This window comes from Kribbella koreensis, assembly GCF_039525325.1.
In the GTDB taxonomy this organism is placed as follows: Bacteria; Actinomycetota; Actinomycetes; order Propionibacteriales; family Kribbellaceae; genus Kribbella; species Kribbella koreensis.
On the sequence record NZ_BAAAHK010000020.1, the window covers coordinates 100483 to 119979 of the forward strand.

Below are 19497 nucleotides of genomic sequence, written 5' to 3' on the forward strand. Positions count from 1 at the left end.
CATCAGCGCAGCGGAAGAGTGGAGATCTCGGCCGGGGTGAAGTTCGCCGGGATGCCCAGCGTCTCGTCGTGCTTCGAAGCACCGATCAGTACGACGCCCAGCACCGGCGCCCCCGCGAACCGCAGAGCCGCCGTGAGTCGCGTCAGGTCCGTCTCCTTGTCCTGACCGACCTGCACCACCAGCACCGACGCATCGACAGCAGCCGCCAGCGGCGTGATCCCGTGCCGGCCGAGCGAGGCCTGGCCATGGACGACGACCGAATACCCCGGCGGCAGATCCGCCACGATGCCCGGAACCAGCGACGGCGCGACGGCCAGCGCCGCCTCGTCGTGGGTCAGCCCGGGCGGCAGGACGTACAGATCCGCCACCGTGCCCGGACGGAACATCTTGCGGGCCCGCACCGCGCGGGTCGGAGCCGGCTCCGTCACGAGATCGCTCAGACCTTCGTGGTCGGTCACATGCGACAGCACCGGGGCGCTGCGCAGATCGGCGAGCACCAGCAACGTCTCGCGGCCGTCGCGCGCGCTGGCCTCGGCCATCGCCAGCGCGATCCCGGCCGTGTTGCTGTTCGGCGAGGCCGAGACGACCAGCAGAGCGCCGGCGCCGCCGGACCCGATGCCCTTGGGGTTCAGCTCACGGCGGGCCAGCGCGCCACTCGCCTCGGTGCCCAGCGCCGTCGTCTCCGAGGCCGGCAACTGCGGAGTGGCCCGGAGCCAGAACCGGAGGCGGAAACCGAGCCGGTACCGCCGGAAGCCGATCGCCGTGGTGATGACCGGGGCGCCGGCGGCGCGGGCCGCCTGGTCGCGGGTCAGGATGAAGGGGCTCAGATGCGTGCTGAGCAAGGCCAGACCGAAGCCGAGCACCAGGCCGAGAATCGCGCCGACGGTGATGTCGCGCGCTACCAAGGGTGACGACGACGCGGTGTCCACCGTGGCCGGCGTGACGAGCGTGCTGCTCGCGCCGACACCGGTCAGCGCCTTGTTCATCGCGGCCGCCTCGTCGGCGGCCTGCCGGGCTTCGGTCGCCAGGCCGACCCGCTGGTCGCGCAGCGAGCTCGCGCCCTGGGTGTCGTTCCGCCCTTGCGCCTCCTCGATCTGCTTGACCAGGGTCTTCGACTGGGCGTTCGCGGTCTTGGCCCGGTCGGTGGCCTGGCTGGCCAGTGTGACCAGCAGGTTCTTGGCCTCCCGGCTGCGCTGCGCGAGGTAGATCTGCGCGATCGCGTTGGCGCGGCGGACCGCCTCGTCGGCGGTCGGGCCGTCGATGGTGATCAGGTAGGCGTTGTCGGTGACCGCCTTGACCCGGGTCACGCTCGCCAGCGACTGGATCGAGTCGTCCGTGGTCGGCATCTGCAAGAACTTGGCGACCTCGCGCAGGATCGCCGGGCTGGCCATCACCCGGGCCTGCGTCTCGGCCGGCAGGTCGAGGCCGAGCGGGCCGGTCTTGTCCGAGCCGGTGGGCAGGTTGCCGACCAGGGCCGGCGGAACGGCCGGGCCGATCACCACCTGGCTGGACGCGGTCCAGCGGACGGTCTGCGACAGCGAGAAGAAGGCCGCGCCGCCGATTCCCAGCAGAACACATCCGATGATCAGCCACTTGTGCCTCAGCAGTGACTGCGCGGTGTCCCGCCAGACGACAGTGCCCGGTTCCATTCCGGTCCCCCAACTTCCCAAACCTTGGTCACGCGAGGTGACCGGCTCCTTGCCGGGGCCAGGATATAGGCATCGCCACACTGACGCGGCAATCGTCCACAACGATCACACGCAGTGACGAAGGCTGGCAACTCGCCGACGATAACCGTTTGGTGACTGGTCAAAGCTCACTTTGTGTGGCCTACTCTGTCTCGGGGGAATTCTGGGGATCACGAAAAACGGGAATCACTTGTAAGGCGCCGGGGATGGCGCCTGTCCGAGGGGGGACACCGCAGGATGAAGAAGAGATGGCTTTTCGCGCGCCTTGGCGCCGTCGGAGCGCTGCTGGCCGGGGCCGGCATCATGGTGCTCGCGCCGTCGGCCCAGAGCATCGAGGCCTCGCTCTCGGCGCAGGACAGCCCGGTCTGGCAGACCAACGCCAGCGTCCAGGGACTGGCCGTGGCCGCTGGAAAGGCTTACGCAGGCGGACGCTTCACCAGCGTCCGGCCGCCGGGCTCACCGCTCGGCAGCAACGAGGTCGGCCAGGCCTACCTGGCGGCCTTCGACTCGGCCACCGGGAACCTGGTCGCGTCGTTCAACCCGGTCCTCGACGGCCAGGTGTACGCCGTGGCCGCGTCGGCCGACGGCTCCCGGATCTTCGTCGGCGGTGACTTCACCACCGTCAACGGCCAGACCCGCAACCGGATCGCCGCCTTCGACACCGCCACCGGCGCGCTGGTCGCGAACTGGAAGCCCTCGGTCTCGTACCGGGTCAAGTCGATCGCCGTCTACGGCAGCACCGTGTACTTCGGCGGCTCGTTCGGGCTCGTCAACGGCGAGGACCGGCTCCGGCTCGCCGCGGTCACCGCGGACACCGGCACCCTGTTGCCCTGGGCCCCTGCCACCAACGGCGACGTGTACGCCGTGGACGTGGCCGACGACGGCTCCAAGGCGTACGCCGGTGGCCAGTTCAGCACCGTCAACGGCACCAACCAGAACACCGTCACCAGCCTCGACCCGGTGACCGGCGCGGTCCTGCCCTTCCCGGGCGCGTCCGCGGTCCCGCCGCCGAACGGCTCCTGCACCACCCGCGTCAAGACCATCGACGCCAGCGGCGACACCGTGTACTTCGGCAACGGCGGTGACGGCGGCGGCTGCTTCGACGGCACCTGGGCGGTCGACCTCGCGACCAACACGCTGAAGTGGAAGAGCCAGTGCCTGGGCGCCACCGAGGCGATCAAGATGGTGAACGGCTGGCTGTACAAGGGTTCGCACGCGCACGACTGCGCCAACCAGGGCGCCGGCGGCTTCCCGCAGGGCTTCGGCTACCGCTTCCTGCTCACCCAGAACCCGGTCGACGGCAAGCTCGGCCCGTGGTTCCCGAACACCAACGCCGGTCCGCCCACCGAGGTCGGCCCGCTGGCGTTCGCGACCGGCGGCTCGGACCTGTGGGTCGGCGGCGACTTCCTGCTCACCAACGGCGTCGCCCAGCAGGGTCTGACCCGCTTCACCAACGCGACCCCGGGCGCCGCTCCGGCCAAGCCGGCCAAGCTGCTCCCGTACTCCGTCCAGCCGGGCGTCGTCCAGATCCACTTCCCCACGGTCGTGGACAACGACGACAGCACGCTCACGTACCGGCTGCTGAAGGGCTTCAGCAACACCACGATCGCGACCTGGACCGTCAAGTCGACGCCGTGGGACAAGCCCTGGATCCACTACACCGACACCAACGTCACGCCGGGTGAGGTGACCAACTACCGGGTCGAGGTCACGGACGGCAGTACGACGATCCGCGGCAACTACTCCGACCCGCTGACCGTCGCGAGCACCGCGAGCACGGCGTACGACCAGCTCATCAACGCCGACGGGCCGCAGGCCTACTGGCGGCTCGGTGAGGCGGCCGGCACGACCACCTCGGTGGACGCGTCCGGGCAGAGCAACAACGGCACGTTCAGCGGCATCACGCTGGGCACCGCCGGCAAGGTGAGCGGCAACACGGCGGCGACGATCAGCGCGAGCAACGGCAAGATGGTCGGCGAGAAGGCGTACAGCATGCCGCAGCAGTTCACCGTCGAGGCCTGGTTCAAGCAGGGCTTCCTGAAGGGCGGCCGGATCATCGGCTTCGGCAACTCGAAGACGGCGAACAGCAGCCTGAACGACCGGATGCTCTACCTGCGCTCCAACGGCCAGGTCACCTTCGGGATCAACGACGGCAGCCAGCGGACCATCAACAGCGCGTCGAACAAGAACAACAGCGCGTGGCACCACGCGGTCGGCACCTACGACAACGGCGCGATGAAGCTCTACGTCGACGGCGTGTTGGCCGGCAGCCAGACGATCGGGCAGGCCTCCCTGTACTACGGTTGGTGGCGAGTCGGCAACGACACCACCAGCAGCTGGTCGGGTGGCGGCGCGACCCAGACCGGCATGGTCATCGACGAGGCGGCGGTCTACCCGTACGCGCTCACCGCGGACCAGGTCACCGCTCACTACAACGCGGGCTGATCCAGCCGCGCCGACGCGCACGCTGAGCGGACGGTCAAACGTTCATAGCACAAAGTCATAACGCCGGTGGGAGCCTGACTTCCAGTCGGGTTCCCACCGGCGCTAGGTTACGGACGCTAATGGACTTTCCCCCCGCCCAGTCCTAAGGAAGTTGATGAAGAAGTTAGTTCTGGCAGTCGTGACGGTCGCCGCCGTGCTCGCCGCGGCGCTGATCCCGTCCGGGCCACCCGTACAAGCGGCCAACGGCGGCTTCGGCTCCGCCGTGTCCGCGATCAAGCAGCTCTCGTGGCAGACGAACTCCAGCGTGAACGCACTCGCCACCGCCGGCAACGTGGTGTACGCCGGTGGCCTGTTCACCCGGATCCGGCAGCCCGGCAAGGCCGCCGGTCAGGGCGAGGCGGTGCGCACCTACGTCGCCGCCTTCAACCGCACCACCGGCGCGCCGCTGGCGTTCGCGCCGAAGCTGAACGGCGCCGTCTGGGCGATCGCGACCAGCCCGGACGCCAAGTGGGTCGTGATCGGCGGCGACTTCACCACCGTGAACGGGATCAAGCGCAACCACATCGCGATGTTCAGCGTCGCCACCGGCAGGCTGGTCTCCGCCTGGGACGCCTCCGTCGCGACCCGGGTCAAGGCGATCGCGATCTTCGGCAACAGCGTCTTCTTCGGCGGCTCGTTCGGCCGGGTCGACAACACCGTCCGCAACCACCTGGCCGCGGTCCGGCTGATCCAGGGCGATCTGCTGCCGTGGAACCCGAACGCCGACGACGACGTGTACGCGATCGACCTGTCCGACAACGGCACCCGGGTGTTCGTCGGCGGGCCGTTCACCAAGATCAACGGCAAGGACCACTACTCGCTGGCGATGGTCGACAACGGCCGCGGCAACGCGTTCGCCTTCCCGGCCGCGGCGGCGATCCCGAAGCCGACGATCGGCTGCACCACCCGGGTCAAGGACATCGACACGCTCGGCACCAAGGTCTTCGTCTCCAACGGCGGCGACGGCGGCGGCTGCTACGACGGCGTACTGGCCGCGGACGTCGCGACCGGCAAGCTGCTGTGGCAGAACAAGTGCCTGGGCGCGACCGAGGCGATCAAGGCGATCGGCAACTGGGTCTACAAGGGCTCGCACGCGCACAACTGCAGCTCGAGCGGTGCCTTCGGCGACGGGACCGGGACGCACTACCTGCTGGTGGAGAGCGGCATCGACGGCAAGATCGGGCCGTGGTTCCCGAACACCGACGCCAACCCGAACAGCACCACCCAGGTCGGCCCGCTGGCGTTCGCGTCCGGTGGCAACGACCTGTGGGTCGGCGGCGACTTCCTGCACGTCAACGGCAAGGTCCAGCAGGGCCTGACCCGGTTCACCAACGCCGCGGGGGGCGCGGCGCCGGCGGCACCGAAGGTCCCGACCGTGTCCACCGCAGTGACCAACCAGGTGTCCGTCAGCTTCAAGGACAGCTACGACCTGGACAACCTGACTCTGACCTACAACGTGTTCCGCGGCTCGACCAACATCAGCTCGCAGAAGTTCACCACGTACTACTGGCAGCCGCGCAAGACGATCACGGTCGTCGACAAGGGCGTCAAGCGGGGCCAGTCGGTCAGCTACCACGTCGAGATCCACGACGGCAGAAACATCATGAAGGGCCCGGCGATCGCCGTGAAGGTGAAGTGAGCCCGGGCATGTGACTCTCGGCCGCACCAGGCGGCCCGGGAGTACATCCTTGAGGGGGGATGTCGTGAAGAAGGTGGGGATATTCGCGCTGGGCGGACTGCTGGTGGCAGCGTTGCTGTCACCAGCAGCACCCGCACAGAGCATCGGAGCTTCGCTGTCGGCTCTCACGAGCCCGGCGTGGCAGACCAACGCCAGCGTGCAAGGACTCGCGGTGGCGAACGGCAAGGCGTACGTCGGGGGACGTTTCACCACGGTCCGGCCACCGGGGGCGGCAGCCGGCACCAGTGAGACCGCGCGGACCTATCTGGCCGCGTTCAACCAGAGCACCGGCGCGCTGGACACCGGCTTCAACCACACCCTGAACGGCATGGTCTGGGCGATCGCCGCGACCGCTGACGGTTCCCGCGTCTTCGTCGGCGGCGACTTCACCAACGTCGACGGTCAGACCCGCAACCGGGTGGCCGCGTTCGACACCGCGACCGGCGCCCTCGTCTCCAACTGGAAGCCGTCGGTCTCGTACCGGGTCAAGGCGCTCGCCGTCTCCGGCAGCACGGTCTATCTCGGCGGCTCGTTCGGCCTCGTCAACAACGTCGCCCGGCCGCGCCTGGCGGCGGTCACCACGAGCACCGCGTCGCTGCTCCCCTGGGCTCCCCAGGCGGACAACGACGTCTACGCGATCGACGTGGCCGACGACGGCAGCAAGGTGTACGCCGGCGGCACGTTCTCGACCATCAACGGTACGTCGAGCTGGGCCGTGGCAAGTCTCGACCCGACCGACGGTTCCCTGCAGCCGTTCGCGGCCGCGAGCGCAGTACCGGCTCCGAACCCGGGCTGCACGTCACGGGTCAAGGACATCGAGACCAGCGGCGACCGGGTGTACTTCGCCAACGCCGGTGACGGCGGCGGCTGCTTCGACGGGACCTGGGCGGCCGATGTTGCCTCGGGCAACCTGGTCTGGAAGAGCAACTGTCTCGGCGCGACCGAGACGGTCACCGTGGTCAACGGATGGCTCTACAAGGGCTCGCACGCGCACGACTGCAGCTACCTGGGCGGCAACGGCTTCCCGCAGGGCGCGGGACGCTACCTGCTCACCCAGAACCTCGACACCGGCGAGCTCGGCCCATGGTTCCCGAACACCAACACCGGTGGCCCGACCGTGGTCGGTCCGCTCGTGTCCGCGACCGGTGGCTCCGACCTCTGGGTCGGCGGCGACTTCACCACGGTGAACGGAGCCGGTCAGCAGAGCCTCGCCCGCTTCACCAACACCGGGCCGGGTGCTGCACCGGCCAAGCCGGCCAAGGTGACTCCGGTCAGCTACAAGGCCGGCCAGGTCAAGGTGAACTTCCAGACCGTCGTAGACAACGACGACATCACCCTGACCTACCGGGTACTCCGCAGCTTCAGCAACACCGTCGTCGCGACCTACACGGCCGACTCGCGGTTCTGGAACCGGCCCTGGCTGTCCTTCACCGACACCGGGCTGACCCCGGGCTCCTCGCAGGTCTACCGGATCGAGGTGACCGACGGGAACAGCACCCTGCGCGGTGACTACTCGGCAGCGGTGACAGTGGCCAGCGTGGACGCGCCGTACGACCAGCAGGTGATGGCGGACGGCCCGACGGCGTACTGGCGACTCGGTGAGCCCAACGGCACGGCCAACGCGACCGACTCGTCCGGCCAGGGCAACACCGGCCCGTACTCCGGGGTGACGCTCGGCGTTCCCGGCGTACTGACCAGTGGTGGCAACACGGCCGGCGACTTCGACGGTGCGGGCAGGCTGATCGGCCAGACCGCGATCAGTCAGCCGCAGAACTTCAGCGTCGAGGCCTGGTACAAGACCACCTCGACCAGCGGCGGCAAGATCGTTGGCTTCGGCAACAGCTCCAACGGGACGAGCAGCCAGTACGACCGGCACATCTACCTGCAGAACGACGGCACTGTGACGTTCGGGCTGTGGGACGGCTCGGCGCGGACGATCAGCTCCGCACCGGGGACGAACGACGGCCAGTGGCATCACGTGGTCGGCACGTTCTCACCGGGTTCGCAGAAGCTCTACCTGGACGGCGTACTGCAGGGCACCCAGAACGTGACCGCCGCGGAGGCGTACACGGGGTACTGGCGGGTCGGCGCCGACAACCTGGGCGGCTGGCCGAACGGCCCGTCCAACGCCGGTATCAACGGCACCCTGGACGAGGTGGCCGTCTACCCGATCGCGCTGGATGCGGACCAGGTCGTAACGCATTACGACGCACGCTAGATAAAGGGAGTGCCGGAGGGGGTCCGGCACTCCCAAGGGGGGAACACACATGCGACTACGAAGAATCACTGCTGCACTCGGTGCGGCAGGTCTCGCGCTGGCCATCGTGCCGACGCTCCCGGCGCCCGGTACCGGCGCCTCACTGACAGCGGTGGCCGGCTCCACCTGGCAGACCGACGCCAGTGTGCTCGGGCTGGCGGTGGCGAAGGGCAAGGCGTTCGTCGGCGGCCGCTTCACCCGGGTCCGCCCGCCTGGCGCCGCACCCGGCACCAGCCAGACCGTCCGGACCTACCTGGCGGCCTTCAACCAGACGACCGGCGCGCTCGACACCACCTTCAACCATGACGTGAACAACCTCGTCTGGTCGATCGTGGCGTCACCCGACGGCTCGAAGATCTACATCGGCGGCGACTTCACCCGCGTCGACGGCCAGGTCCGCAACCGGATCGCCGCCTTCGACGCGACCACGGGCGCGCTGCTGCCCAACATCAAGCCGAACGTCTCGTACCGGGTCAAGACGCTCGCAGTCGGCGGTACCAGCCTGTACTTCGGCGGCTCGTTCGGACTCGTCAACAACGTCGCCCGCAACCGCGCCGCGGCGATCAGCACGGTCGACGGCAGCCTGTTGCCGTGGAACCCGAACGCCGACGCGGATGTCTACGCGATCGACGCGGCCGACGACAACTCCAAGGTCTACCTGGGCGGCACCTTCGCCAAGGTCGGCGGCGTGGCCCACTGGGCCGTTGCCAGCGTCAACAACTCGACCGGCGCACTGCTGCCGTTCGCGGCCTCGTCCGCGGTACCGGTGCCGAAGCCGGGCTGCACGACACGGGTCAAGGACATCGAGACCAGCGGCGGAGTTGTGTACTTCTCCAACGCCGGTGACGGTGGCGGCTGCTTCGACGGGACCTGGGCGGCGAACATCGCCACCGGCAACCTGGTCTGGAAAAACACCTGCCTCGGCGCCACCGAGACGATCACGATGGTCGGCGGCTGGCTGTTCAAGGGTTCGCACGCACACAGCTGCCCGGGCGCCTTCCCGGACGGCACCGGAGCGCACTTCCTGCTCCTGCAGAACCCGGCCACCGGCGCGCTCGGGCCCTGGTTCCCGAACACCAACGCAGGCCCGCCCACCGAGGTCGGCCCGCTCGTGTCGGCGACCGGTGGTTCGGACCTGTGGGTCGGTGGTGACTTCACCACGGTCAATGGCGTCGGCCAGCAGGGCCTGACGCGCTTCAACAACCTGGGTGCGGGCGCAGTGCCGCTTGGCCCGGTGCTGCCGACGCTGTCCAGTACTACTGCCGGCCGGGTTCAGGCGACCGTCCAGACGTCACTCGACAAGGACGACATCACCCTGACCTACCGGTTGCTCCGTGGCAGCACCAACACGGTCGTCGCGACCACGACGGCGAACTCCACCTTCTGGAGCCGCCCGAACGTCACACTGACCGACACCGCTGCCCCATCGGGCACATCTCAGCAGTACCGGATCGAGGTCTCAGACGGCAACAACACCGTCCGAGGCGGCTTCGCCAGCGTCACCGTTCGCTAGATGCCTGAGGTCGTGGTGGCCATTGCCACCACGACCTCAGCACTACTTGGTGAGGTCCGGCACGCGCGCGGCATCGAACCCGTGCAGCCAGGCGACCTTGTCCTGTAGCTCCTCGACCGACAGCCCGGACAGCATCTCGTTTCGAGCCACCCGCGCCGCTCCTGCCGGGTGATACAGCTGCGTCCCGAGCTCCCGGGCCACCAGCGTCGTCCGGGCCGTCCGATCGCGTCGAGCCTCGACGAACCGCTCCAGCCGGTACTGCGACTCGCCAGCCGGGCAGTCGAGTAGCTCACCGAGCAGTACCGCGTCCTCCAGCGCCATGCACGCGCCCTGGGCGGCGTACTGGAGCATTGGGTGCGCAGCGTCGCCGAGGAGGACTACCCGGCCGTCGGACCACTCCGAGATCGGGTCTCGGTCGCAGAGCACCCAGACCCGCCAATCGGCCCCCAGCTCGAGCAGCCGCCGAGCGGTCTCCCCAAGGTCCGGGAACTGCCCGAGTACATGAGAACGCTCGGCCGGTTGGCCGGCCACCGCGACCTCCGCGCTGTCATCCCGTGTCGCAGCTAGGTTCAGCAGTGTTCCACCGGCGATCGGGTAGTGCACGAAGTGCCACTTCGGACCGGCCCACAAGGTCACCGCATGCCAGCGCAAGTCTTCTGGAACCAACTCCATCGGGATGACGGACCTGTAGATGGTGTGCCCGGACACCCGCGGCTCACCGTCGCCGACCAGCTGGCGACGGATCGTCGACCGGATGCCGTCAGCACCGACCAGCAGGTCGCCCCAGACGCTGCTGCCGTCAGCGAGCAGCAGGGTGACGCCATCTGCGTCCTGCTGATAGCCCGAGACCGCACTGTTGCTCCGCAGCTCGATCAGCGGCGACCGCTGCGCCGCCGCGAGCAGCGGGGCGTACAGGTCAGCCCGCGCGACAACGGCGTACGGGTTGGCGAAGCGTGCCCGGTAGTCCTCGTCAAGCCGCAGGCTCTGGACACGTTGCCCGGTAGTGCCGTCCATGAACCGCAGCTCGTCGATGTAGACCGCGCGCTCGCGGACCTCGTCGCCGATCCCGAGCCGGTCCATCGCGCCGAACCCGTTCGGGCCGATCTGGATCCCGGCGCCCAGCTCCGCGAAGGCCGCCTGCCGCTCGAGTACGACGATCTGGTGACCGAGTTCAGCCAGCGACACCGCCGTCGCGAGCCCACCGATGCCACCCCCGGCGATCAGGATCGTGCTCATCGAGACACCAGCGCGTTGCTCGCCAGCAGCCGGCTGAAGGCGTCGTGCAGCAACAGCACGCCTTCCTCGGTCAGCACGGACTCGGCATGGAACTGCATCGACGCGAACCGTGGGCCACGCAGCGCGTGCACCTCGTTGGTCACCGGGTTGCGGCTGATCTCGACGTCGCCGATCCGGTCCGTCGCGGACCGCGCGGCGAAGGTGTTGTAGAAGCCGACCCTGGCCGGACGGCCGAACAGGTCGATCTCCTTCTGCACCCCCTGGTTGGGCTTCGGGCAGCGCTCGATCTCCAGCCCGAGGATGCCGCTGAGCACCTGATGACTCAGGCAGACCGCCAGGAACGGGCGCTCCTCGGCGATCAGCCGCTTGATCGTGGCCCGCAGATGCGCGATCTTCGGGTGCTGCAGCTTGCCCGGATCGCCCGGACCGGGACCTGCCACGACCAGGTCGTAGTCCTCGATCCGGTAGGACTCGTCGTACCGGCGTACGGTGACCGTCAGGCCGAGCGAGCTCAGCTGGTGCGCGATCATCGAGGTGAAGGTGTCCTCGGCATCGATGACGAGCACGGTATGGCCGTCGAGGTCAGTTGCTGATGGCAACGACCGGTCGTTGAACCAGAACCCGGAGATGCCGGCGTTACGGCCCTCCAGCGCACGCCGTACCTGCGGGTGATCCGCGAATCGCGAACCACTGCCGCCCGCCAGCGCGGCAAGCAGCCCAGCCGCCTTGGCGCGAGTCTCGGCAACCTCGGACAACGGGTCCGAGTGCCGGACCAGCGTGGCGCCGACACCGATCGAGAGCCGCCCGGCGCCGGAGATCTCTGCGGTCCGGATCAGGATCGACGAGTCCATCGTCCGGCCACCGGCCGCGTCCGAGCCGATCAATGCGACCACACCGCTGTAGTAGCCACGGCCGTTGAGCTCGTGCCGGCTGATCACCTTGCAGGCGCTCTCCAACGGCGAACCGGTGACGGTCGGCGCGAACAAAGTCTCGCGCAGGATCTCGCGGACGTCGCGAGTGGTCCGGCCCTCGATCAGGTACTCCGTATGAGCCAGCCGGGCCATCTCCTTGAGGAACGGCCCGACCACCGTGCCGGCGCCGTCGCAGACCCGGGCCATCATCTTGAGTTCCTCGTCGACGACCATGTAGAGCTCGTCGGTTTCTTTGCCATCGGCAAGGAAGCCGAGCACGCCGTCCAGGGTCGGACCGGAGGCCGGATAGCGGTAGGTGCCGCTGATCGGGTTCATCACGGCGGTACCGCCGGAGACGCTGACGTGCCGTTCCGGGGTGGCGCCGACGAAGGTGCGGTCGCCGGTGTGGACGACGAAGGTCCAGTAGGCGCCCACCTCGGAGCTGAGCAGCCGGCGGAAGAAGGACAGCGCGTGGGCGACGCTGTAGCCGGTGATCTCGGCGGTGAAGGACCGCTTGATCACGAAGTTCGCGCCCTCGCCGGTGCCGATCTCGTCCTCGACGACGCGCCGCACGATCTCGGCGTAGGTCTCGTCCTCGACGTCGAACCGCTCGTTGACGAGCGGCGTCCGCAGATTCGGCAGCCGCTGCATCAGCTCGTCCAGCGGTACGACGGCCTGCTCGGCGACCTGCAGCACCAGCAGCGGGGCGCCGTCGTCGGTGCACTGGAAACCACGCTCGGCGAGCTGGCGATACGGCACGAGTACCAGCACCTCGTGCTCCCCCGCCGGTGCGTTCGCGGCCAGCGGTACGTCGGCCAGCGTCTGCACCGCGCCCGACTCCCCCACGATCAGGTCGACCCGGTCACGGCCGGCCGTCTCCGGCCGGTAGAGCAGGGCGAACGGCGGCACACCGTTGCCATCAGCAAGCACTTGATCGAGCAGGGCGGTCATACCAGGACCTCCTCGGCGACCAGGGACCCGAGCAGCACGTCGGTCGGCGCGACGACGGCGCACCGCTCAGCGGCGTACGTGAGAGCCGTCCGGTGGTACGACGCGTTGAAGTCGGCGACGGCGTCGGCGGCCAGGAAGGCCTCGATGTCGTTGGTGAAGGCGTCGCAGAGGCTCATCAGTACGCCGACGTGCGCATACACCCCGCAGACGATCAACTGGTCGCGGCCGGCCGCGCGCATCCGCTCGAGCAGGTCGCTCTTGTGGAAGGCGCTGTACCGCCACTTCGTGAACACCCAGTCGCCCTCGGCCGGCGCCAGCTCAGGCACCAGCGCGCGGTCCTCCGGGGACGGCGTCATGCCGGGGCCCCAGAAGTCCTTGAGCAGGCCGCGCTCGGCCACCGTCATCCCGCCGGGCTGGGCTGTGTAGGCCACCGGCATACCGAGCTCGGCGGCAGTCTTGCGAAGCCGCGCGGCGTTGTGCACCAGGGCTTTCACCGGTGCCGCGTCGCCGAACGGCCTGAGAAAGTACCGCTGCATGTCATGGACGAGCAGCACCGCACGCGCCGGGTCGGCCTGCCAGCCGGCCACGTTGACCGGCAGCTCCGATGCCACCGGCATCTCATAGGTCTCGATCAGGGGAATTCCAGCCATCATTGCCTCCTTACACGCCTAGGGTTGCGCCGCCGTCGACCGTGAGGTCGTGCATCGTGATGTGCCCGGCCTGGTCCGACAGCAGGAACAGCACTGCTGCCGCCACGTCGGCCGGCTGAGCGATCTTGCGCAGCGGGATACCGAGCTTGTACGCCGACGGAGTGCCCGCGATCGAGCTCTCCGGGCCGGCGCCGTCCTTCCAGAGGCTGGTCAGCATCGCGGTGTCCGTCGAACCCGGCGCCACCACGTTGCAGCGGATCCCGTACTCCGCGGCCTCCAGCCCGAGACACTTGGTGAACATCGCGGCCGCGGCCTTCGAAGCGGCGTACGCGGCCATCTCGGTCCGCGGGGTGCCGGCCGCGTTGGACGCGATCGTCACGACGGCCCCGGTACGCCGGGCCGCCATCCGCTCGATCACGGCCCGCGAGACGTAGAAGGTCCCGGTGGCGTTGACCGCGAACGTGCTGGCCCAGTCGTCGTCGGTCAACTCGCGAGTCGTGCCGAGCCGTAGTACGCCGGCGCCGTTGACCAGGTAGTCGATCGGGCCCAGCCGGCGCTCGACCTCGTCGACCACAGCGGCGACGTCCTGGCTGGAGGTGATGTCGAGCCCGAACGCCTCCGCCCGCAGGCCGTCAGCGACGAGCAGCTCGACCTGCTCCTTCAGCACCTGCTCGTTCCGGTCGGCAGCGGCAACGATGGCACCCTCACGGGCGAGCGACTCGATCACCGCAGCGCCGATTCCACCGGCCGCGCCGGTCACCAGGGCCACCCGGCCCGCCATACCCGTGTTGCCGCTCATGACTGCCACTCCGCCGCGACGGTGATGGCCTGGTTCGGGTTGAGCCGCGGGTCGCAGAAGCTCGTGTACACGTCGCCCACCTCGTCGAGGCGGCTCAGGTCGTCGGCGCACTCAGTCACACCGGTCGGCGTCGTCTCCAGGTGAAGCCCACCGGCCACACCACCCGCGGCCGGTACGACGAGCTGGAAGTCACGGACCTCCTGGATGACCCGCTCGACCAGCCGCGTCTTCAGCCCACCGGGCGCGGTCATCGTGTTGCCGTGCATCGGGTCGCACATCCAGATCACTGGGTGTCCGGCCGTCCGTACTGCGGCGACCAGCGGCGGCAGCAGCTCCGTCACCGCGTTCGCGCCCATCCGGCTGATCAGCGTCAACCGGCCGGGCTCGCGGTCCGGGTCCAGCTGCTCGCAGATCGCCAGCAGGTCTTCGGCCGTCGTACTCGGTCCGACCTTGCAGGCAACGGGATTCGCCACCATCGCGAGCATGGTGAGGTGAGCGCCGTCCACCTGGCGGGTGCGGTCGCCGATCCAGGGCCAGTGTGTCGAGGTGAGCAGCGACCGGCCGTCGGCGTCGCGACGGATCATCGAGAGTTCGTAGTCGAGCAGCAGTGCTTCGTGGCTGGTCCAGATCGGCGCGTCGGCAACGGGATCGCCTGCAGCACCACGGTCCCGTAGAGCACCGGACACCGCGGCCGCGGCGTGGTAGCCCGCGAGCAGCCGCTCCGGCTGGGCCCGGCGCGACACCAGGTCCGCCTCGGGCCCGTTCACCATGTGACCACGGAAGACCGGCATCTCCTGGCCGTCCACGTGCTCGGTCGGCTTCGACCGCGGCTTGCCGAACTGCCCGGCGATCCGGCCGACCCGAAGCACCTTGCGGCCCGCGTTCAGCGACATCACCGAGGCCAGCACGTCGAGCAGCGCCGCCTTCGGGGCGACCGCCGCCGGGGTGCACTCGGCCGGGTCCTCGGCACAGTCGCCGGCCTGCAGGACGCGCAGCTCTCCGGCCGCCACCCGGGCGAGCAACGCCTTCAGGGTGTCGATCTCCGCCCCGTCGACCAGTGGCCGGGCCTGCTCCAGCTCACTCGTCACCGCCGCCAGTTCGGCGGCGTCGTGCCACTCCGGCTGCTGAACCGCCGGCAGCGATCGCAGGAACTCGCGATCCACGCCGGCTTCCGCCAGCGGGTCCGCTGCGATATTGCCGAATCCGGCTGTCGCACCGCTCATTGGATCCTCTCCCCAGAACGATTGAAAACGTTGTGGCCCAGTTGTCTGCCAGCACAAAGATCGCCTGCCCGGGCGGCCCGGAAGTAGCGACCGGACCGCACTTCGTCAGGTCGCCGCTACTTGGTCACTTCGTGAAGCAAGCGTTGTAATCGGGCAACGAAAAACTCCTGACCCGCGGTGCGGATCAGGAGTCTCGGGAGCGGTCGGATCAGCTGGTCAGGACACTGCCCGCAACGCCGTTTCGTCAAGTGCCGAAGGCATCTGGCCCACTTCGGCCAGCGCGCGGACCGAATGTGCGATCGATGCCAGGGTCGCGTGCCGGTGCCACCCCTGGAAGCTGCGGCCCTCGAAGTCCTGGATGCCGACGTCCTTGGCGATCGCCTCGAAGTCGTGGTCCACCCGCAGGACCAGTTTGGACAACCGGAGCAGCTCGGCCGTCGACCGGCCGCTGACATCGGTCAGCCAGAACCTGTCCGGCTTGGGGCCGGGCTTGTCCCACTCGGCCAGCAGCACCATCGGCACCCGGCCCTGCGGGGTCGGCAGCTGCACCCGGATGGGCGCCGCACAGCTGCGACGCAAGCCGAGCCGCGGATCCAGCCAGTAGACGGGCCGGCGCAGGATTCCGGCGGACTCCGCCAGCTTGTTGGCTCCGGTCAACTCACCGGACGGACTCTGCAGCCGCGAGTCCGCGCCCACCAGCTGCAGACCTGGGCCCACCTGCATCATCACCGGTACTCCGGCCGCGCGGAACTCGCGCACGCAGGCGACCGGGTCGAGCACCCCGACACTCAGCACGGCCGGCAGCGGCTCGGCGTCCCGGCGCCCGTCGACCAGGTCCAGCACGGACCGGCACGCCGCCTCCCCCGGGAACGTCTCAGCCTGCTGCTCCGGTACTCCGGCGCGGCGCCGCCGGTCGATGTCGGTCACCCAGGCGTCGGGCAACTGCAGCCGCCAGTTCATCGGGCTGCTCGCCGTCTCCGCGGCCGCCCAGACGCCGAACGCCTGCTGGCTGTTGACCGTCTGGCCGAGCATCCGCACGAAGGACTGCCCCACCCCCACCGAGTGGTTGCCCGCCTTGGGCACGATCATCTGCCGGACCACCCAGGCCTGCGGGTCCAGGCCGTCCTGCAGCTGACACCTCAGGGCCTGCCGAACAGGCATCCAGTCCCAGGGCGAGTTGCTGATGAAGTGCTGCATCCGCTGCTGCTCGGCGTCACCGCCGTACTGCTCGGCGAGGCTGCGCATCGTCTTGCGCCCCTGGACCGTCAGCAGCCCGTTCACGTACCGAACCGCGGTGGCCCGCTGAGCCCGCCGGCGCAGCGACGCGAACAACGGCCCGAAGAACTCGCCGACCGGATCCTCGAGCAGACCGATCGACGAGGTGGGCTGAGCGACCGAACACGTTTCCACAGATACCGTCCCCTCCACAGCGACAGAGCCTCACCTGCCGTTGGCAACGGAATCGTAACAAACCGGAAGGTCTGTTTCCTTCTCCCAGCCGAATTTGAAACAAACTCGCCTGAACCAGCAGGGTTCAGCCGGCCGCCGGCGGGTCGGTGGTCAGGTGCGGGAGCACTCCGGGCACCGCGATCCCCGGCAGCAGATACCGCCAGAAGGCGCTCAGCCGCTCGGCCAGATCCTCTCGCCGGCTGTACACCTGCGACACCAGCTGGATGCCGGTGAACGACGCCACCACCAGCTCCGCGACCGCCGCCGGCTGGACATGCCCGAGCAGCTCGCCGTTCGCCTTCGACTCGGTCAGCAGGCCGCCGCAGATCTCGATCCATTTGGCGTAAGGACTCGCCTGGCTGGCGCCGAGGAGGTTCAGCGTCCGCTCCTCCACGGTCAGCCTGACGCCTGCACGGAGCAGTACGTCGGTCTGCAGCCGGCGGGCGATCGACTGGGTCAGGCAGACCAGGTCCTGCAGCTTCGACCCCGTCTCGGGCAGCTCCAGATCGGCGGTCTGGGCGTCGATCACGCCGAGCGCCAGCGCCTCCTTGGAGGCGAAGTGGAAGTACAGCGCGCCCTTGGTCATCTTGCTGCGACTCAGGATCTCGCTGATGCTGGCCGCGTCGTAGCCGACCTCGTCGAAGACCGAGGCGGCCGCGAGCAGCAGCACCTGCCGGGTCCTGATCGCGCGCTCCTGCTGGGCCACTGACATCCATCCTCACGGGAAACCAGACCGTACGGTCTCTATATTTCTAGCAGACCGAACCAGCGGGCGATGGCCCGGTCCAGGGTGATCGGGTCGTCATCGCGACCGCGGGCACTCCAGGCGACGTAGCCGTCGGGCCGCACCAGCAACGCGTCGGTGCCGACCCATGAGCTGGCATTGGCAGTCAACACCGTCAACCGGTCAGAGCGTCCGGCCGCAACGGCCTGCAGGTCGGACCGCCCGGCGAGGTCCAGCAGGAACGCCTTCCCCTCGTGCTGAAGGCGCGCCACGCTCGTGATTCCGTCACTGGTCTTCAGGCGCAGGTCCGGCGCCAGCTCGCCGGCCAGTGGCGCGTCCGGGAGGCCCACGTCGTACGCGACGTCCATACCGCTGATCATCCGGCCCAGGTACTCGTTCACCTGATCCAGTCCCATCAGCTCCCGAAACAGGTCGCGTAGCCAGTCGACCCGCGGGTCAGGCTGCATCAGCGCGACCTGGGCCCGCACGTTCCACAGCACGCGGGCGCCGATCGGGTGGCGCTCGGAGTGGTACGTGTCCAGCAGGCCGTCCGGCGCCCAGCCGTGCACCGCCGCGGCCAGCTTCCAGCCCAGGTTGAGCGCGTCCTGCAGACCGAGGTTGACCCCCTGACCTCCGGCCGGGAAGTGCACGTGCGCAGCATCACCGGCCACGAACACGTTGCCCTTGCGGTACTGCTCGGCCTGCAGGGCCGCGTCGCCGAACCTGGCCAACCAGCCGCCGTCGGTCATCGGCACATGCCGGCTGGCGAGGTAGTCGACGGTCTGACTGAACTCCTGGAGCGTCAGCGGCTCGTCCCGGTTCTCGTGCGGGCCGCGGAAGTCGTACGCGAAGATCCGGCTCGGCCCTGCCGCCGAGGCGGAGACCATCGTCCAGCCGCGGGCGTTTCGCTGCCAGCCCTGTGGAGCGTTGTAAGGATCCAGCAGCCGCACCTCCCCCATCATCGCAGCGACAGTCGCCTCCGTGCCGGTGAACGGGATGCCCGCACTCTTGCGTACCGCGCTCCGCGGGCCGTCGCATCCGACCACGTAGCGCGCGGTGAAGCGGCCCTCGGCCGTCTGCACCGACACATGGTCGCCGTGATCGGTGACGTCCAGAACCTCCTCGCCGCGCAGGACCTCGGCGCCACGGATGACGGCCTGTTCGGCGAAGACCCGTTCGGCGTACGCCTGCGGGCTGCCCACGATCGCGGGGCCCTCGTCGACCACCTCCGCCAGGTCCAGATCGAACATGCCGGCGAAGTGGAACGGCACCGGGCCGGCACCGGACTGGTTCACCGCGACCAGGTCCAGCAGCCCACGACGCTCGAGAACCTGCGCGGTGCGGGCGTGCAGCGTGCCGGCCTTGGACCGGCCGGTCGGCGCGGCCAGCGCCTCCAGCAGACCCACGCGGACGCCCTGCAGAGCCAGCTCGGCGGTGAGCAGAGAGCCGACCGGGCCCGCCCCCACCACGACCACGTCGAAGTCGAAGGCCATGTCACTTCCTCACGAAACGGTAGACCGGATTACTGTACGTGGATAGTCGTACAGTTAACCGGCGGCCGGTGTCAACCGGACTACTCGGAGTGAGTCAGTACGGTTGTCCGCGTACAATCCTTGACGTGCTGGAACCTCATCACCCGACCCGCGACCAGATCCGTCTCGAGAACGTGCTGGCCGCCCTCGGCAACCCGCTGCGGATGACCGTGCTGCAGGTGCTGGCCGCCGGCGGCGAGTACCCGTGCGGAGCCATCGTCGAGGGGGTCTCGAAGTCGACGCTCACCCACCACTGGCGGGTGCTGCGCGAGAGCGGTGTGATCAACCAGCGCGCGTCCGGGCGCGAACTCCTGCTGTCGCTGCGCCGCGAGGATCTGGACGCCCGGTTCCCGGGCCTCCTCACCACGATCCTCGCGGCTCACCAGCAGTCCTCGTCCTAGG

General features: G+C 69.0%; 14 protein-coding genes. 5 read left to right on the plus strand and 9 right to left on the minus strand.

Going from position 1 to position 19497, the window contains the following annotated elements:
* Positions 1-2 precede the first annotated feature (2 nt).
* On the minus strand, positions 3-1649 hold the full coding sequence (locus tag ABD116_RS35585; RefSeq protein WP_343980949.1) for a Wzz/FepE/Etk N-terminal domain-containing protein: 1647 nt from the start codon (positions 1647-1649) through the stop codon (positions 3-5).
* A gap of 276 nt (positions 1650-1925) precedes the next feature.
* Between ABD116_RS35585 and ABD116_RS35590 the strand changes: the two genes are divergently transcribed.
* From ABD116_RS35590 to ABD116_RS35605, 4 genes are all read left to right on the plus strand, one after another.
* Complete coding sequence (locus tag ABD116_RS35590; protein WP_343980951.1) at positions 1926-4133, plus strand: LamG-like jellyroll fold domain-containing protein; 2208 nt, start codon at positions 1926-1928, stop codon at positions 4131-4133.
* A 154-nt stretch (positions 4134-4287) separates the two neighbouring features.
* Positions 4288-5811: a WD40 repeat domain-containing protein gene (locus tag ABD116_RS35595; protein ID WP_343980953.1), complete on the plus strand. Its 1524-nt coding sequence runs from the start codon at positions 4288-4290 to the stop codon at positions 5809-5811.
* Between the two features lie 64 nt (positions 5812-5875).
* Entirely contained in the window at positions 5876-8068 is a 2193-nt protein-coding gene (locus ABD116_RS35600; protein WP_343980955.1) for a LamG-like jellyroll fold domain-containing protein, read from the plus strand.
* A 49-nt stretch (positions 8069-8117) separates the two neighbouring features.
* On the plus strand, positions 8118-9620 hold the full coding sequence (locus ABD116_RS35605) for a fibronectin type III domain-containing protein (RefSeq protein ID WP_343980958.1): 1503 nt from the start codon (positions 8118-8120) through the stop codon (positions 9618-9620).
* A gap of 42 nt (positions 9621-9662) precedes the next feature.
* Here the strand turns inward: ABD116_RS35605 and ABD116_RS35610 are convergent, their stop codons facing one another.
* The 8 genes from ABD116_RS35610 to ABD116_RS35645 form a co-directional block, all read right to left on the minus strand.
* Positions 9663-10856, minus strand: coding sequence for a 3-hydroxybenzoate 6-monooxygenase (locus ABD116_RS35610; RefSeq protein WP_343980961.1), 1194 nt, complete (start codon positions 10854-10856; stop codon positions 9663-9665).
* The gene (locus tag ABD116_RS35615; RefSeq protein WP_343980965.1) at positions 10853-12718 is read right to left on the minus strand and encodes an anthranilate synthase family protein; all 1866 of its coding nucleotides are present in this window, start codon (positions 12716-12718) and stop codon (positions 10853-10855) included. The genes ABD116_RS35610 and ABD116_RS35615 overlap by 4 nt, the downstream gene beginning before the upstream one ends.
* On the minus strand, positions 12715-13368 hold the full coding sequence (locus ABD116_RS35620) for an isochorismatase family protein (RefSeq protein WP_343980968.1): 654 nt from the start codon (positions 13366-13368) through the stop codon (positions 12715-12717). Before ABD116_RS35620 ends, ABD116_RS35615 begins: the two co-directional genes overlap by 4 nt.
* A 10-nt stretch (positions 13369-13378) precedes the next feature.
* Complete coding sequence (locus ABD116_RS35625) at positions 13379-14167, minus strand: 2,3-dihydro-2,3-dihydroxybenzoate dehydrogenase (protein WP_343980971.1); 789 nt, start codon at positions 14165-14167, stop codon at positions 13379-13381.
* Complete coding sequence (locus ABD116_RS35630; RefSeq protein WP_343980974.1) at positions 14164-15390, minus strand: 3-deoxy-7-phosphoheptulonate synthase; 1227 nt, start codon at positions 15388-15390, stop codon at positions 14164-14166. Before ABD116_RS35630 ends, ABD116_RS35625 begins: the two co-directional genes overlap by 4 nt.
* Positions 15391-15606: 216 nt before the next feature.
* The gene (locus ABD116_RS35635) at positions 15607-16800 is read right to left on the minus strand and encodes an IS701 family transposase (RefSeq protein ID WP_343980977.1); all 1194 of its coding nucleotides are present in this window, start codon (positions 16798-16800) and stop codon (positions 15607-15609) included.
* Between the two features lie 124 nt (positions 16801-16924).
* On the minus strand, positions 16925-17545 hold the full coding sequence (locus ABD116_RS35640; RefSeq protein WP_343980980.1) for a ScbR family autoregulator-binding transcription factor: 621 nt from the start codon (positions 17543-17545) through the stop codon (positions 16925-16927).
* Between the two features lie 38 nt (positions 17546-17583).
* Positions 17584-19056 (minus strand): FAD-dependent monooxygenase, encoded by a 1473-nt coding sequence (locus ABD116_RS35645; RefSeq protein ID WP_343980982.1) that lies wholly within the window; start codon positions 19054-19056, stop codon positions 17584-17586.
* Between the two features lie 125 nt (positions 19057-19181).
* Here ABD116_RS35645 and ABD116_RS35650 point away from each other — a divergent pair, with 125 nt between their 5' ends.
* Complete coding sequence (locus tag ABD116_RS35650; protein ID WP_343980985.1) at positions 19182-19496, plus strand: ArsR/SmtB family transcription factor; 315 nt, start codon at positions 19182-19184, stop codon at positions 19494-19496.
* The last annotated feature ends 1 nt before the right edge of the window (position 19497 follow it).

What these genes read in the sequence shown, in the direction of transcription:
- ABD116_RS35585 (WP_343980949.1), bottom strand. Translation starts at nt 1,649, where the DNA reads ATGGAACCGGGCACTGTCGTCTGGCGGGACACCGCGCAGTCACTGCTG.
- ABD116_RS35590 (WP_343980951.1), top strand. Translation starts at nt 1,926, where the DNA reads ATGAAGAAGAGATGGCTTTTCGCGCGCCTTGGCGCCGTCGGAGCGCTG.
- ABD116_RS35595 (WP_343980953.1), top strand. Translation starts at nt 4,288, where the DNA reads ATGAAGAAGTTAGTTCTGGCAGTCGTGACGGTCGCCGCCGTGCTCGCC.
- ABD116_RS35605 (WP_343980958.1), top strand. Translation starts at nt 8,118, where the DNA reads ATGCGACTACGAAGAATCACTGCTGCACTCGGTGCGGCAGGTCTCGCG.
- ABD116_RS35610 (WP_343980961.1), bottom strand. Translation starts at nt 10,856, where the DNA reads ATGAGCACGATCCTGATCGCCGGGGGTGGCATCGGTGGGCTCGCGACG.
- ABD116_RS35615 (WP_343980965.1), bottom strand. Translation starts at nt 12,718, where the DNA reads ATGACCGCCCTGCTCGATCAAGTGCTTGCTGATGGCAACGGTGTGCCG.
- ABD116_RS35620 (WP_343980968.1), bottom strand. Translation starts at nt 13,368, where the DNA reads ATGGCTGGAATTCCCCTGATCGAGACCTATGAGATGCCGGTGGCATCG.
- ABD116_RS35625 (WP_343980971.1), bottom strand. Translation starts at nt 14,167, where the DNA reads ATGAGCGGCAACACGGGTATGGCGGGCCGGGTGGCCCTGGTGACCGGC.
- ABD116_RS35630 (WP_343980974.1), bottom strand. Translation starts at nt 15,390, where the DNA reads ATGAGCGGTGCGACAGCCGGATTCGGCAATATCGCAGCGGACCCGCTG.
- ABD116_RS35645 (WP_343980982.1), bottom strand. Translation starts at nt 19,056, where the DNA reads ATGGCCTTCGACTTCGACGTGGTCGTGGTGGGGGCGGGCCCGGTCGGC.